The sequence below is a fragment of the Gordonia sp. NPDC062954 genome, assembly GCF_044543825.1.
Lineage (GTDB): Bacteria > Actinomycetota > Actinomycetes > Mycobacteriales > Mycobacteriaceae > Gordonia > Gordonia tangerina.
Genome location: NZ_JBITWL010000001.1, coordinates 272,565 through 285,773 on the forward strand (window position 1 = coordinate 272,565; position 13,209 = coordinate 285,773).

14 protein-coding genes and 1 tRNA gene are annotated in these 13,209 nt (G+C 66.9%); 8 read left to right on the top strand and 7 right to left on the bottom strand.

Going from position 1 to position 13,209, the window contains the following annotated elements; translation table 11 throughout:
- Nucleotides 1-117: 117 nt before the first annotated feature.
- Nucleotides 118-915, top strand: coding sequence for an alpha/beta hydrolase family esterase (locus ACIGKQ_RS01240; RefSeq protein ID WP_396572012.1), 798 nt, complete (start codon nucleotides 118-120; stop codon nucleotides 913-915).
- Nucleotides 916-965: 50 nt separating this feature from the next.
- A complete protein-coding gene (locus ACIGKQ_RS01245; RefSeq protein WP_396572013.1) occupies nucleotides 966-1,844 on the top strand; it encodes an aldo/keto reductase in 879 nt (292 codons plus the stop codon).
- A gap of 11 nt (nucleotides 1,845-1,855) precedes the next feature.
- Here ACIGKQ_RS01245 and ACIGKQ_RS01250 read toward each other — a convergent pair whose 3' ends face one another.
- Complete coding sequence (locus ACIGKQ_RS01250; RefSeq protein ID WP_396572015.1) at nucleotides 1,856-2,626, bottom strand: IclR family transcriptional regulator; 771 nt, start codon at nucleotides 2,624-2,626, stop codon at nucleotides 1,856-1,858.
- Nucleotides 2,627-2,797: 171 nt separating this feature from the next.
- On the opposite strand from ACIGKQ_RS01250, the gene ACIGKQ_RS01255 reads away from it, so the two are divergent.
- Nucleotides 2,798-3,562, top strand: coding sequence for a CoA transferase subunit A (locus tag ACIGKQ_RS01255; RefSeq protein WP_235722719.1), 765 nt, complete (start codon nucleotides 2,798-2,800; stop codon nucleotides 3,560-3,562).
- Nucleotides 3,562-4,218 carry a 3-oxoacid CoA-transferase subunit B gene (locus tag ACIGKQ_RS01260; RefSeq protein ID WP_235722718.1) on the top strand — a complete coding sequence of 219 codons (657 nt, stop codon included), beginning with the start codon at nucleotides 3,562-3,564 and terminating at the stop codon, nucleotides 4,216-4,218. The genes ACIGKQ_RS01255 and ACIGKQ_RS01260 overlap by 1 nt, the downstream gene beginning before the upstream one ends.
- Before the next feature lie 37 nt (nucleotides 4,219-4,255).
- Here ACIGKQ_RS01260 and ACIGKQ_RS01265 read toward each other — a convergent pair whose 3' ends face one another.
- Nucleotides 4,256-4,513 (bottom strand): hypothetical protein, encoded by a 258-nt coding sequence (locus ACIGKQ_RS01265; RefSeq protein WP_235722717.1) that lies wholly within the window; start codon nucleotides 4,511-4,513, stop codon nucleotides 4,256-4,258.
- Between the two features lie 289 nt (nucleotides 4,514-4,802).
- Between ACIGKQ_RS01265 and ACIGKQ_RS01270 the strand changes: the two genes are divergently transcribed.
- The 3 genes from ACIGKQ_RS01270 (at nucleotide 4,803) to ACIGKQ_RS01280 (ending at nucleotide 7,916) form a co-directional block, all read left to right on the top strand.
- A complete protein-coding gene (locus ACIGKQ_RS01270) occupies nucleotides 4,803-5,789 on the top strand; it encodes a YafY family protein (protein WP_235722716.1) in 987 nt (328 codons plus the stop codon).
- Nucleotides 5,786-6,580 (top strand): putative protein N(5)-glutamine methyltransferase, encoded by a 795-nt coding sequence (locus ACIGKQ_RS01275; protein WP_396572017.1) that lies wholly within the window; start codon nucleotides 5,786-5,788, stop codon nucleotides 6,578-6,580. Before ACIGKQ_RS01270 ends, ACIGKQ_RS01275 begins: the two co-directional genes overlap by 4 nt.
- A gap of 343 nt (nucleotides 6,581-6,923) precedes the next feature.
- Nucleotides 6,924-7,916, top strand: coding sequence for a DUF1524 domain-containing protein (locus ACIGKQ_RS01280; protein WP_235722714.1), 993 nt, complete (start codon nucleotides 6,924-6,926; stop codon nucleotides 7,914-7,916).
- Nucleotides 7,917-7,988: 72 nt separating this feature from the next.
- Here ACIGKQ_RS01280 and ACIGKQ_RS01285 read toward each other — a convergent pair whose 3' ends face one another.
- From ACIGKQ_RS01285 to ACIGKQ_RS01305, 5 genes are all read right to left on the bottom strand, one after another.
- Complete coding sequence (locus ACIGKQ_RS01285) at nucleotides 7,989-8,111, bottom strand: hypothetical protein (RefSeq protein WP_266062913.1); 123 nt, start codon at nucleotides 8,109-8,111, stop codon at nucleotides 7,989-7,991.
- Between the two features lie 158 nt (nucleotides 8,112-8,269).
- Nucleotides 8,270-8,344 (bottom strand) — tRNA-Val (locus ACIGKQ_RS01290).
- A gap of 88 nt (nucleotides 8,345-8,432) precedes the next feature.
- Nucleotides 8,433-8,951: a peroxiredoxin gene (locus tag ACIGKQ_RS01295; RefSeq protein ID WP_235722713.1), complete on the bottom strand. Its 519-nt coding sequence runs from the start codon at nucleotides 8,949-8,951 to the stop codon at nucleotides 8,433-8,435.
- On the bottom strand, nucleotides 8,948-9,379 hold the full coding sequence (locus tag ACIGKQ_RS01300) for a DUF3052 domain-containing protein (RefSeq protein WP_160901083.1): 432 nt from the start codon (nucleotides 9,377-9,379) through the stop codon (nucleotides 8,948-8,950). Before ACIGKQ_RS01300 ends, ACIGKQ_RS01295 begins: the two co-directional genes overlap by 4 nt.
- 108 nt (nucleotides 9,380-9,487) lie before the next feature.
- Nucleotides 9,488-10,105, bottom strand: coding sequence for a hypothetical protein (locus ACIGKQ_RS01305; protein ID WP_235722794.1), 618 nt, complete (start codon nucleotides 10,103-10,105; stop codon nucleotides 9,488-9,490).
- A gap of 256 nt (nucleotides 10,106-10,361) precedes the next feature.
- Between ACIGKQ_RS01305 and aceE the strand changes: the two genes are divergently transcribed.
- On the top strand, nucleotides 10,362-13,178 hold the full coding sequence (gene aceE, locus ACIGKQ_RS01310) for a pyruvate dehydrogenase (acetyl-transferring), homodimeric type (protein ID WP_266062909.1): 2,817 nt from the start codon (nucleotides 10,362-10,364) through the stop codon (nucleotides 13,176-13,178).
- Nucleotides 13,179-13,209 lie beyond the last annotated feature (31 nt).

Consider the following 13,209-nt stretch of genomic DNA (forward strand, 5'->3'; position numbering starts at 1 on the left):
GCAACGCCCCTACCACCGTTCGACGCTCCTGCGCCGCACGGCCACCACGCAGCCGTCCACCCGGTGTCCGGATGCGCCGGGAACTCTGTGCGACCGGGGTCGAGCATGGTGCGGTCGGTGTCGGTGGGTGGTGTGACGCGCCGATTTCGTGTGCACGTTCCCGCGTTCTATCCCGGCACGGTGCCGGTGCCGCTGATCCTCGCCTACCACGGGCGAGCCGAACGCGCCGCTGCCTTCGAGCGCTACACCGGCCTCTCGGGTCTGCCGGCGGTGGTGGTGTATCCGGTCGCCGTTCCCGGCCGGGGTGGCGCGTCGGCGTGGCAGGGCGCACCCTATTCGTCGCCGCGGGCCGATGATGTCGGATTCACCCGCGCCATGCTGCGCGACCTGCGGTCACGGTTCTGCGTGGATCGCGGTCGCACGTATGCGATCGGCCGGTCCAACGGCGGTGGGCTCGTGGCGATGCTGGCCTGTCGGCTTCCCGCGGACTTCGCCGGCTTCGCGACCGTCGGGGCGGCGGTATATCAGCAGGCCGTGGCCGGGTGCGCCCATGGCCCGGCCATCTCGCTGATCGACTTCCACGGCACCGCCGACCGCACGATCGCCTATCGAGGCGGTACGAAACTCGGTGCTTCCTACCTCTCGACCTCGAGTTGGCTACGACGGTGGACCCAGCGCGCAGGCTGCGTGGACGCACCGCTGGTGGTGCCGATGAACCGCGCCGTCGACCGGATCTCGTGGCCGCTGTGTGCACGTCCGGAGGCCGCGGTGGTGCACTACCGACTGGGTGGCGGAACCCATCGCTGGCCGGCGCCGATCCCCGGCCACAGCACCGGCAGCGTCGGCGACACGGTGTCGGCCACCGAGCTGATCTGGCAGTTCTTCCTCACCCATCCGCGCTTGGGTTCGTCGTGATCTCGCAGTCATGTGCCTGGCGTCCCGCGCGGGAACACTAGCCTGAAGTGATGAGCACCGACGTCCCGACCATCGAGTTGTCCACTGGCACGCTGATCCCTCAGCTCGGCCTCGGCGTGTGGCAGGCCGATGACGCCGACACCGAGCACGCGGTCGGCTACGCCATCGGCGGGGCCGGGTACCGGCACATCGACACCGCGGCCGCCTACGGCAACGAGGCCGCAGTCGGACGGGGCATCGCCGGCTCCGGCGTCGACCGATCGGATGTGTTCGTCACGACGAAGCTCTGGAACGCCGACCACGGCCGCGACCGGACACACGCAGCGCTCGACGCCAGCTTGGCGCGTCTCGGCCTCGACCACGTCGATCTGTATCTGATCCACTGGCCGCTGCAGAACCGCGAACGGATGATCGAGACCTGGGGCGCGATGGCCGAGCTCCGCGATACCGGTAAGGCACTGTCGATCGGTGTGTCGAATTTCGAACCCCATCACCTCGACGCCATCATCGACGCGACCGGTGTGGTGCCCGCCGTCAACCAGATCGAGTTGCATCCGCGGTTGGCCCAGCGCGAACTGCGCGACTACTGCAAATCACGCGGCATCGCCGTCGAGGCGTGGAGCCCGTTGGGCGGCAGCGGCGCCGGCTGGGGTACCGACTCGTCGCCCAACACCCTGCTGACCGACCCGACCCTGACCCGCATCGGCGAACGGTACGGCCGATCGGCGGCCCAGGTGATGATCCGCTGGCATCTGCAGAACGGCGTGATCGCGATCCCCAAGTCTGTGCACGACAAGCGCATCGCGCAGAACATCGACGTCCTCGACTTCGAGTTGGGCGCCGACGACCTGGCCGCTATCGCCGAACTGGACACGGGCACCCGCGTGGGGGCCCATCCGGACGAACTGAATCTCGGGGCGCGCGAGTAGCCGCCGGGGAGTCAACCGCGGTTCTGCAGGCGGACCGACAACGCCTGCGCCTGATCGAGGAGCAACTCGCCCATCATCGCTCGGCGGTCACGGCCGAACCTCGTCTGCACGCCGGTCACACTCAACGCCCAGGCGGGCCGTCCGGCCCGATCGAACACCGCGGCCCCCAGTCCCCAGCTCCCCTCCACCAGCAGCGCCGGGTTGGTGGCATACCCGTCGCGACGGGTGCGGGCGATCCGCCTGCGCACTTCGTTCTCGGAATGCTCGTCCCCCCAGTAAGATTCGAGTGCGCTGCGGGAGAAGTACTCGTTCACCTCCCGATCCGGTAGGTGACTCAGGATGGCCAGGCCCGCGGTGGCCACGCCGAGCGGAAACCGGATGCCCACATACAGCACATGTGAGCGCAGTGGGAAGCTGCCCTCGCGGCTCAGCACACACACTGTCTCGTCACCGCGCCGAGCCGAGAGAAACGCACTCTCACCGGTGTCGCGGGCCAGACGCTCCACGATGTCGGACGCCGCCGCGGTGATGTCATAGCGCTGCGCGGCGCCCGCACCCAGCAGGTACAGCTCGGGGCCCAGCGACCACATCCCGCTGGTGCTGTCCCGATCGACCATCCCCTGCTGGGCGAGCGCAGTCAGCAGACGATGCGCGGTGGGCCGGGCCAGATCGGTGGCGCGCGCCAGCTCGGAGGTGGTGGCACCACCCGTTTCGGTGGCGGCCACAGCACGCAACAACGCCGCGGCGCGGTCGATCACCTGGTTACCGGATGCACTGGACATGGGCTCGACAATAGCGTTCATATAATGAACGCGTTACGTCCACCAAGATCATCTGTCGAGCAATAGGCGCGATATCTGGACGAAAGATTGCGGCATGACGTGCAGATGAGCAGACTCACCACCCAGTAACTTTCGCGTTCATTGAACGAACGCAAGCGCGGTGGAGGTGTCATGGCAACACAGGTGAGCACTACGGTGGGCGAGGCGATCGCCGACATCGTCAGCGGCAGCACGCTCGCTGTCGGGGGCTTCGGGCTGTGTGGGATACCCGACAAGCTCATCGAGGCAGTCGCCGAATCCGGCGCCACCGACCTCGAGGTCTATTCCAACAACTGCGGGGTGGACGACCACGGGCTGGGCATCCTGTTGTCATTGGGCCGAATCCGCCGCGTCACTGCGTCCTACGTCGGCGAGAACAAGGAGTTCGCGCGTCAGTACCTGGCCGGCGAACTCGAGGTCGAGCTCACCCCGCAAGGCACTCTCGCCGAACGACTGCGCGCCGGCGGCAACGGAGTTCCGGCTTTCTACACACCGGCTGGGGTGGGGACGCCCATCGCCGACGGCGGCATGCCGTGGCGCTACGCCACCGACGGCACGATCGCCGTCGCGTCACCGCCGAAGGAGACGCGGGTGTTCGGCGGCAAACGGTATGTACTCGAAGCGGGCATCCACGCCGACTTCGCGCTCGTGCATGCGCGTGTCGGCGACACCCACGGCAATCTCGTGTTCGACAAGACCGCGATGAATTTCAATCCCCTCGCAGCGATGGCCGGCCGCATCACCATCGCGCAGGTCGAGGAGCTCGTCGAGCCGGGCACGATCGACCCCGCCGACGTGCATCTGCCGGGGGTGTTCGTGCAGCGGATCGTGCACACCGGACCTCAGGACAAGCGCATCGAGAAACGCACGATCAGCACCACCGAAGGAGCCGCCTGATGACCACCACCGTGACCGGCTGGACTCGGCGGCAGATGGCCGCACGCGCCGCCGCCGAGATGATCGACGGCGAGTACGTCAACCTCGGCATCGGGCTGCCCACACTGATCCCGGATCACCTCCCCGCCGACATCCACGTGACGCTGCACTCCGAGAACGGCATCCTGGGCACCGGCGGGTACCCGACCGAGGACGCCGTCGACGCCGACCTCATCAACGCCGGCAAGGAGACCGTCACCGTCAGATCCGGTGCGGCATTCTTCGATTCGGCGATCTCGTTCGGGATGATCCGCGGCGGCCACATCGACACCGCGGTGCTCGGTGGGATGCAGGTCTCGCGCACCGGCGACCTGGCGAACTGGATGGTGCCCGGCAAGATGGTCAAGGGCATGGGCGGCGCGATGGACCTCGTTCACGGCGCGGCTCGGGTCATCGTGCTCATGGAACACACGACCCGCAACGGTGACCCCAAGATCCTCGATACCTGCACGCTGCCCCTCACCGGCGCGGGTGTCGTCAACAGGATCATCACCGATCTCGCGGTGATCGACGTGATGGGCGACGGCACGCTGCTGCTCACCGAAGTCGCTGCCGGCGTGAGCGTCGATGATGTGGTCGCACGCACGGGCGCCGAGCTCACCGTCGACGTGGGTTGAGAGTCACCGGCCACTCACGCGCCCGCTGAAGCCGGACTCACCCCACCGGCACGCACACGATCGTGATGCACACCGTCTTGGGTGCGTCCGGGATCGGGAAGATCGGCACCAGCGGCACCGGCAACAACGGCACCGGCAGCAGCGGCACGGGCAGGATCGGCACCGGGATCTCGGGCACTTCGATCGTTGCTGCCTCATGCGTTGTGGGTGCCGCCGACGCGGTGGGCGCGACGGCCAGCGCCGCTGCCGCTGCGAGCCCTACCCCTGCTGCCAGCTTCTTGAGATGTGCGGTCATGATTGTGCTCCTGGAGATCCTCGAGAATCAGACCGCTGATTGTGGACCGGCAGGGATTCAACAAGAGCCGACTGATCATTTCGTTACTGACACAAAACAATTGGTCCACCTGACCCGGCTGCGGGCTGCCACACCGTTCGGGTCGGGCTCCACGTCGATTTTCGCACACGGCGATGGCGATATCGAGAGAATCGTCATTCGACGGACGGAGTCGATCGGGGCGCAACGGTGTCGACCGCGCCGACCAATGCGGTCAACGCCTGTCCGCAAAAGACGGCAGTATGGTCACATGTTGGAGACCTCCGCCCGCCTGTTGGCGTTGCTGAGCCTGTTGCAGACCCGCCGCGACTGGTCGGGTTCTGAGCTCGCCGACCGGCTGCACATCACCACTCGCACGGTGCGCCGTGACATCGACAAACTCCGCGAGCTCGGTTACCCGGTCGACGCCACCGTCGGTGTCGGGGGCGGCTATCGACTCGGCGCGGGGGCGGAGATGCCGCCACTGCTGCTCGACGATCAGGAGGTGCTCGCGGTGGCGCTCGGCCTCAACGAGATCACCACCGGGTCGGTCAGCGACATGGCCGAGGCATCGGCAGGCGCACTCGCGAAGCTCCGTCAGGTGATGCCGTCACGACTGCGCCACCGGCTCGATGCGCTCACCATGGAGGCCGTGCCACGCGAGACCCGAAATCCCGTCTCCGGTGCGACCCTCACCGACATCGCCACCGCGTGCCACCGCACCGAACGCCTGCGATTCGACTACCGACGCGGCGACGGAACCGAGAGCCGACGCGAGGTCGAGCCGTACCGGCTGGTTCGCAGCGGGCTGCGGTGGTACCTGATCGGTTGGGATCTCGGGCGCGACGACTGGCGATCATTCCGGGTCGACCGCATGGAACCGAAGACACCGACCGGTCCGCGCTTCGTCCCGCGTGAGCTCCCAGAGGGCGGTGCCACCGGATACTTGTCCCGGAGCCTCGGGGCGGTGTATCGACGCGCGTCGGCGCGCGTACGTGTCCACGCGCCGCTGGCCACTGTTGCCGCCATGGTGCACGACGAGTGGGGCACCATCGAGGCCGGAGACGAGAACAGCTGCGAATTGGTGCTTTTCAGTACATCTCTGGTCAGCATCGCGCGCTGGTTGCGCGCCTTCGACGCCGACTTCACCATCCTGGAGCCGCCCGAACTCATCGACGAATGTCGGGCGGTCGCCCGCTATCACGACGACGTCGCGGCACGATACCTGCGCGCGGCCGACGCCGCCGAACGATCATGAACGTCGCCGACCCGCCCGCGTTGCTGGCGCAGACCACGCAACGATTGCGTACTGCCGGTTGTGTGTTCGCCGAGGAGGAAGCACAACTGTTGCTGGCCCATGCCGACAACGAGACCCAGCTCGCCGCCTGGATTGCTCGCCGCGTGACCGGAGAACCGCTCGAGGTGGTGCTCGGCCAGATGACCTTCTGTGGGCAGACCGTGTTCGTCGATGCCGCGGTGTTCGTCCCACGCCGACGCACCGAGTGGTTGGTCCGACAGACCGTCGCGGTCACCCGGGCCGGTTCGTCGGTGGTGGACATGTGCTGCGGGACCGGTGCGATCGGTCTCGTGGTGGCGCGCGAGGTCTCTGACATCCGGTTGTATGCCTGCGATATCGATCCGGCTGCGGTGCGCTGCGCGGCCCGCAACATCGAACCGCTCGGTGGCCGAATATTCTGCGGTGACCTGTTCGACCCGCTGCCCGCGGCGTTGCGCGGCACCGTCGACAGCATCGTCGTGAACGCCCCGTACGTACCGACCGCCGAGATCGCCCACATGCCTCCCGAAGCACGTGACCACGAGCCGCGGCAAGCCCTCGACGGCGGGGCAGACGGCGTCGACCATCACCGCCGGATCGCTGCTGCGGCGGGCGAATGGCTACGCCCGGGTGGTCACGTCCTGATCGAAACCGGCGCGGCGCAGGCGGGACTGACCGCCGAAGCGCTGTCGGAGCACGGTCTGCTGACCTCGGTGGCGTCGTCTGACGAGCTGGCGGCGACGGTTGTGACGGGACGCCTGCGAGGCCGGTGAATCCACAGCGCCCCGGCCGCGGGTGAGCGGTCGGGGCGCGGTGAGTTGTCTGACACCACCCCCGGAGTCCCGCAGGTACGGGATGTCGACAAAGGTGGTGCGTCCTCGGGATCGTCCGGGGCGAGTGCAACGATCGATCCGTCGGCGCCCTCGACGCTACCGGGCGATCCGGCACCGGTCGAACAGCGCCGGATGAACAACGGATGAAGCATCTGATCAACTGCGCGAACGCGTTTCGCACTGTTCCGCAGCCCGCTCGCATGCGCACCCGACGCACACCTTCCGACGCTGTCGGCGGCCCGTGACATGCTGTCAGCCGACCGCCTGTGACACGAAAGCGCCGATGCCGAAGACGACACCGATCCGACGACGAACCTGGCTGCTGCTCGGGGTTCTTCTCGTGGCTGCCCTCGGACTCGTGGTGGTCAGCGCGCTGCCCGATGCCGACGACACCACCGCCGGCGGCGACCGCACGGCAGTGGGCTCGACCGTGCCGAGTGCGCCCGCAAGCGGTTCCGCAGCCCGGTCGGTCTCCCCTGCCCCGGAGACCACCGCACCGCCCGCCGGACAGTCGGAAGCCGTCCGACGCTCCCTGACGACGTTGGACACCCTGGCGGTGAAGGGTCGGGCACCCAGGACCGGATACGAACGCGAGCAGTTCGGACAATCATGGTCAGACGACGTGAGCGTCACCGACGGCCACAACGGCTGCGACACCCGCAACGACATCCTGCGCCGCGACCTCACCGACGTCGCGCTGAAACCCGACACCCGCGGCTGTGTGGTTCTCGCCGGCACGCTCGACGACCCGTACACCCGTCAGACGATCTCCTTCACCCGTGGTCCGGACACCTCCGCTCAGGTCCAGATCGACCATGTTGTCGCCCTGTCGGATGCGTGGCAGAAGGGAGCGCAGCAACTCGACGCCGATCGGCGGCGTGACTTCGCGAACGACCCGCGAAACCTGCAGGCAGTAGCCGGGTCGGCGAACCAACGCAAAAGCGACGGGGACGCGGCCACCTGGCTGCCGCCGAACAAGAGCTACCGATGTACCTACGTATCCCGCCAGATCGAGGTGAAGTCGCTGTATCGGCTCTGGGTGACGCCGGCGGAGAAGGACGCGATGACACGGGTGCTCACGGCCTGTTCCGGCACCGCGATCCCGACATCAGAGACGGCATCGCCCCCGCCGACGAAGACCGACCGGGTCGCGCCGGCCTCCTACTTCCCGAACTGCGCGGCAGCGCGTGCCGCGGGGGCCACGCCGTTGCGGCTTGGTCAGCCGGGGTACCGCGCCGCACTCGACGGCGACGGTGATGGGGTCGCCTGCGAGTAAGCCCGGCGCTGTCGCGGAGGTGTCGCAACATACCTCCTGAGGCAACCCACTCGGCGCGGCCTCGCGGATGGATCAGCTGGCGAACAGCAGAGCCGGGAGCAGCGAACTCCCGAGCGTCGCGCTCCCGACGATGCCGACCCCGAGCGCTGCGCTGCCTGCTGCGACAATCGCGCGCCGCGCGTTGATCATTCGCACGTGGAAAGTCTCGTACAACGTCCGCGGATCGAGTGTCGGGCGCGCCGGACCTTCATCAATTCATTCGACATCTCGGCGAGTCCCGGCGCGGCTCTTAAGGTTCCGGCGCGCTGCCCGCGGCGCCCTTTTCACACGACCGCTCGACGACACATCCGCGGTGGTGCGCGCAAAGGGATTCGAACCCCTGACCGCTGGTGTGTAAGACCAGAGCTCTACCGCTGAGCTATACGCGCGTGTGACGATCCGGCAGGGTTACCCACCGGCCGACGCCAACTCATGAATGTAATGGGTATCTCCTCAGAGCCCAAACCGGCCGACCCGTCACCGCGGCGACGGGGCCGCTCCGTCCTCGGCCACGGCGAGCAACGCTTTGTCCCACAGCGAAGAATCGCGCGCCTCCCCGGGCTCGAGCATGTCGCTGAATCGGATGATGCCGTCCCGATCCACGAGGAAGGTGGCCCGGTTCGCGTACCCGGAGACCTCGTTGAAGGCCCCGTACGATCGTGCGACCTCGCCGTGCGGCCAGAAGTCCGAGAGGATCGGGAACAAGAACCCCTGCGCCGAGGACCACACCTTGTGCGTCGGCGGCGGCCCCACCGAGATCGCGACGGTCCGCAACCCCTCGTGGATAAAGCTCGGCTCATGATCTCGGATGTAGCCCAGTTCGCCCTGACACGTGCCAGTGAACGCCAGCGGGAAGAACACCAGCAGCACCTGCCCGTCGGCACGCAGCCGGGACAGCGAGACGCGCTGATTGTTCTGATCACGCAGTTCGAAGTCCGGGGCCGCCTCCCCCACCTCCAGCGGCGACGTCGGCTGTTCGGCGACCTCGCTACTCATGCGCGCTTACGGGATTTGGGCTGAACCAGCCGTGATCCCGACCATCTCCCCAGACTGAGCACATTGGTCTGAGTCAGCCCCGCAGTCGGTGCGGACTCGGCGATCTCACTGGGATCGACGTGACCATCGGTTCCGGTCTTGGGTGAGAACACCCAGACGTACCCGTCATCGGCCAGCGGTCCGATCGCATCCATCAACGCATCAACGAGGTCACCGTCACCGTCGCGCCACCAGAGCACGACCACGTCGATCACTTCCTGGGCGTCCTCGTCGAGCATTTCCTCACCGATGACGTCCTCGATGTCGGCCCGCAACTCGTCGTCGGTGTCCTCATCCCAACCGAGTTCCTGCACGACCATGCCAGACGTGAATCCGAGCTTGTGGGCGCTATTGTCCCCAGCGCTGCTGGACTCTGTGGCGGCTACCACCGCGTGTGACCTCCCTGCCAATGCGTATTCGACTGTCAGCTTAGAGAACAGCCTAAATGCTCGGGGTGCAACCCGAACAGGGGTATGCGGACACCAGGTCGTCACCCGTCATGGCGTCGCCGGGGCCGATGGCGCCGTCGAAGGGGGCGCAACCGTCTGCGGCGCACCCGACCCGGGCGCCGGAGCCGGCGACGCGTCGGAGGTCGGCGGCAGCGGTAGGTACTGCGCGCACCTGTCCAACACGAGGTTCTTGTCTTTCGTCCACTCCGCCGCGATCGGGTTGAGGCCGGTCAACCGCCGCTTGGCGATGGCGTCACCGAGTCGTCCGGTGGAGTCGAGGAACTGCGCGGTCGGATCGGCCACGTCCTCGGGTGTGACAGACGAGAGATGCCCACGGATCACGTCCGAACCCGCGATCAGACTGGCGCGCGCCCGGTCGTCGAGGTCACCCACCCGGTCGTAGCTGTGCACCTCGCTGAGACGTTGGACGAACGCGTTGTAGCCGCGCACCATCACCACCATCGACGACATGGCTTCCCGACACAGGTCCACGCCGTCCTGCCGAATCGACGACGCCACCGAGGCCGACAATTCGGCCTGGTAGGCGGCCACCTGGCCGGGCGCGGCGGAACCCGAGCCGTCGATCGGTGTCGCGCAACCCGCGGTCCCGAAGCCCGCGGCGACGACGATCCCGACCGCGATCGACGACCTACGCACCCGACTCATCGTCGTGCGCGTGACCCCACGATCACCGTCGCCCCGCATCGCTCTCCTGACTCATCAGTAACAAACACCGAAACGCTACCGCAGGTCGCAGCGGGTGGCAGCCATCCGGCGACAACCTCGCCCACCCGGTGCCAACCGTAGTGACATGCGGCACGATAAGAGGGGGACGCCGTGGTCCCGACATCATGGGAGCGGCCCCGTGTCATCGCACGCCGGACACCACCGTGTTCGGCCGACCGAGGGAGTAGGCATCACAGTGACCGAACAGGCAGAACACACGACGACCAAGGAGTCGGGCTCGCAGAAGCCGGCCGAGGGCGCCAACGGCGATGGTCGTAACCGTGTCCGGGTGATCCGTGAAGGGGTCGCCTCGTACCTGCCCGACATCGACCCAGACGAGACCGCCGAATGGCTCGAGTCCTTCGACGACATGCTCGATCACGCCGGGCCCGGGCGCGCCCGGTACCTGATGCTGCGACTGCTCGAACGCGCAGGCGAGAAGCGCGTGTCCATCCCGTCACTGACCTCGACCGACTACGTCAACACGATCCCGACCGAGAGCGAACCCTGGTTCCCCGGGGACGAGGACGTCGAGCGCCGGTTCCGCGCCATGCTGCGCTGGAACGCGGCGATCATGGTGCATCGGGCCCAACGTCCCGGTGTCGGCGTCGGCGGTCACATCTCCACGTACGCGTCGTCGGCGGCCCTCTACGAAGTCGGCTTCAACCACTTCTTCCGCGGACTCGATCATTCGGGCGGCGGCGACCAGATCTTCATCCAGGGCCACGCCTCCCCCGGCATCTACGCTCGCGCATACCTCGAAGGGCGCATCGACGAACACCGGATGGACGGGTTCCGCCAGGAGCACAGCCACGCCGGTGAGGGTGGCGGTCTGCCCTCGTATCCGCACCCACGATTGATGCCGGAGTTCTGGCAGTTCCCGACGGTGTCGATGGGCATCGGACCGATGAACGCCATCTATCAGGCGCGCTTCAATCACTACCTGCACGACCGGGGCATCAAGGACACCTCCGATCAGCACGTGTGGGCGTTCCTCGGCGACGGGGAGATGGATGAGCCCGAGTCCCGCGGCTTCGCCAGCTTCGCCGCGACCGAGGGCCTCGACAACCTCACCTTCGTGATCAACTGCAACCTGCAGCGGCTCGACGGTCCGGTCCGTGGCAACGGCAAGATCATCCAGGAGCTCGAATCGTTCTTCCGCGGCGCCGGCTGGAACGTCATCAAGGTGGTGTGGGGCCGCGAATGGGACTCGCTGTTCCACGCCGACCGCGACGGCGCCCTGGTCAACCTGATGAACACCACGCCCGACGGTGACTTCCAGACCTACAAGGCCAACGACGGCGCCTTCGTCCGCGAACACTTCTTCAACCGGGATCCCCGCACCAAGGAGCTGGTCAAGGACCTCTCCGATGCCGACATCTGGAATCTCAAGCGGGGCGGTCACGACTACCGCAAGATCCACGCCGCCTACGCCTCGGCGATGGCCCACAAGGGCCAGCCGACGGTGATCCTCGCCCATACGATCAAGGGCTACACACTGGGCAAGCACTTCGAGGGGCGCAACGCGACGCACCAGATGAAGAAGCTGACCCTCGATGATCTGAAGGCCTTCCGCGACTCCACCCGAATCCCGATCAGCGACGAGCAGCTGGAAAAGGACCCCTATCTGCCGCCCTACTACCACCCCGGGATGGATGCACCGGAGATCCAGTACATGCTGGACCGCCGCAAGCAGCTCGGCGGCTCGTTGCCGGCCCGCCGGACAAAGTCAAAGGCCCTGAAACCCGACGTGAGCCGGGCACTCAAAACCGCAGGCAAGGGCTCGGGCAAACAACAGGTGGCCACCACCATGGCGCTGGTCCGCATCTTCAAGGACCTGCTGCGCGACAAGGAGATCGGCGACCGCATCGTGCCGATCATTCCGGACGAGGCACGTACCTTCGGCATGGATTCGTGGTTCCCGACACTCAAGATCTACAACCGCAACGGACAGCTGTACACCTCGGTGGATGCGGAGCTGATGCTCGCCTACAAAGAGGCCACCGACGGCCAGATCCTGCACGAGGGCATCAACGAGGCGGGGTCGGCGGCCTCGTTCACCGCGGTCGGCACGTCGTACTCCACCCACGACGAACCGATGATCCCGCTCTACATCTTCTATTCGATGTTCGGCTTCCAGCGCACCGGCGACAGCTTCTGGGCCGCAGGTGACCAGATGACCCGCGGGTTCGTCATCGGCGCGACGGCAGGTCGCACCACGCTGACCGGTGAGGGTCTGCAGCACGCCGACGGTCATTCCCCGCTGTTGGCCGCAACCAACCCAGCGGTCGTCTCCTACGATCCGGCCTTCGCGTTCGAGCTCGGCCACATCGTCGCCGACGGCCTCCAGCGTATGTACGGCGAGAACCCAGAGAACATCTACTACTACCTGACGGTCTACAACGAGCCGATCTCGCAGCCGGCCCAGCCGGAAAACCTCGACGTCGCCGGGCTGCTGAAGGGCATCTATCGGTTCCAGCCGGCGCCCGACGGCAAGAAGTTCTACGCCAACATCCTGGTGTCCGGGGTCACCATGCCGGATGCCTTGCGCGCGGCCGAGATCCTCGCCGACGAGTGGGATGTGGGCGCCAACGTCTATTCGGTGACCTCGTGGAGCGAACTGGCCCGTGACGGCGTCGAGGCCGACCGGCTCGGTGTCCGCGAACCGAACACGGCGCACCCACAGCCGTATCTGACCGAGGTGCTCGGTCAGACGGTCGGCCCGACGATCGCGGTCAGCGATTTCATGCGCGCGGTGCAGGAACAGATCCGCGCCTACGTGCCGGGCACCTATCTCACCCTGGGAACCGATGGGTTCGGCTTCTCCGACACACGTCCGGCCGCACGCCGGTTCTTCAACGTCGACGCGGAGTCGATCGTGGTCGGGGTGTTGGTCGGCCTGGCACGCGACAACAACATCCCGTTCACTGTCGCCCAGGAAGCTGCCGATCGCTACCAGATCACCGATGTGGCAGCCGCACCCGAGCAGACGAGCGACCCCGGGGTCGCCTGATCAGCCCATCGATGTCCTCGGCCACTCACCG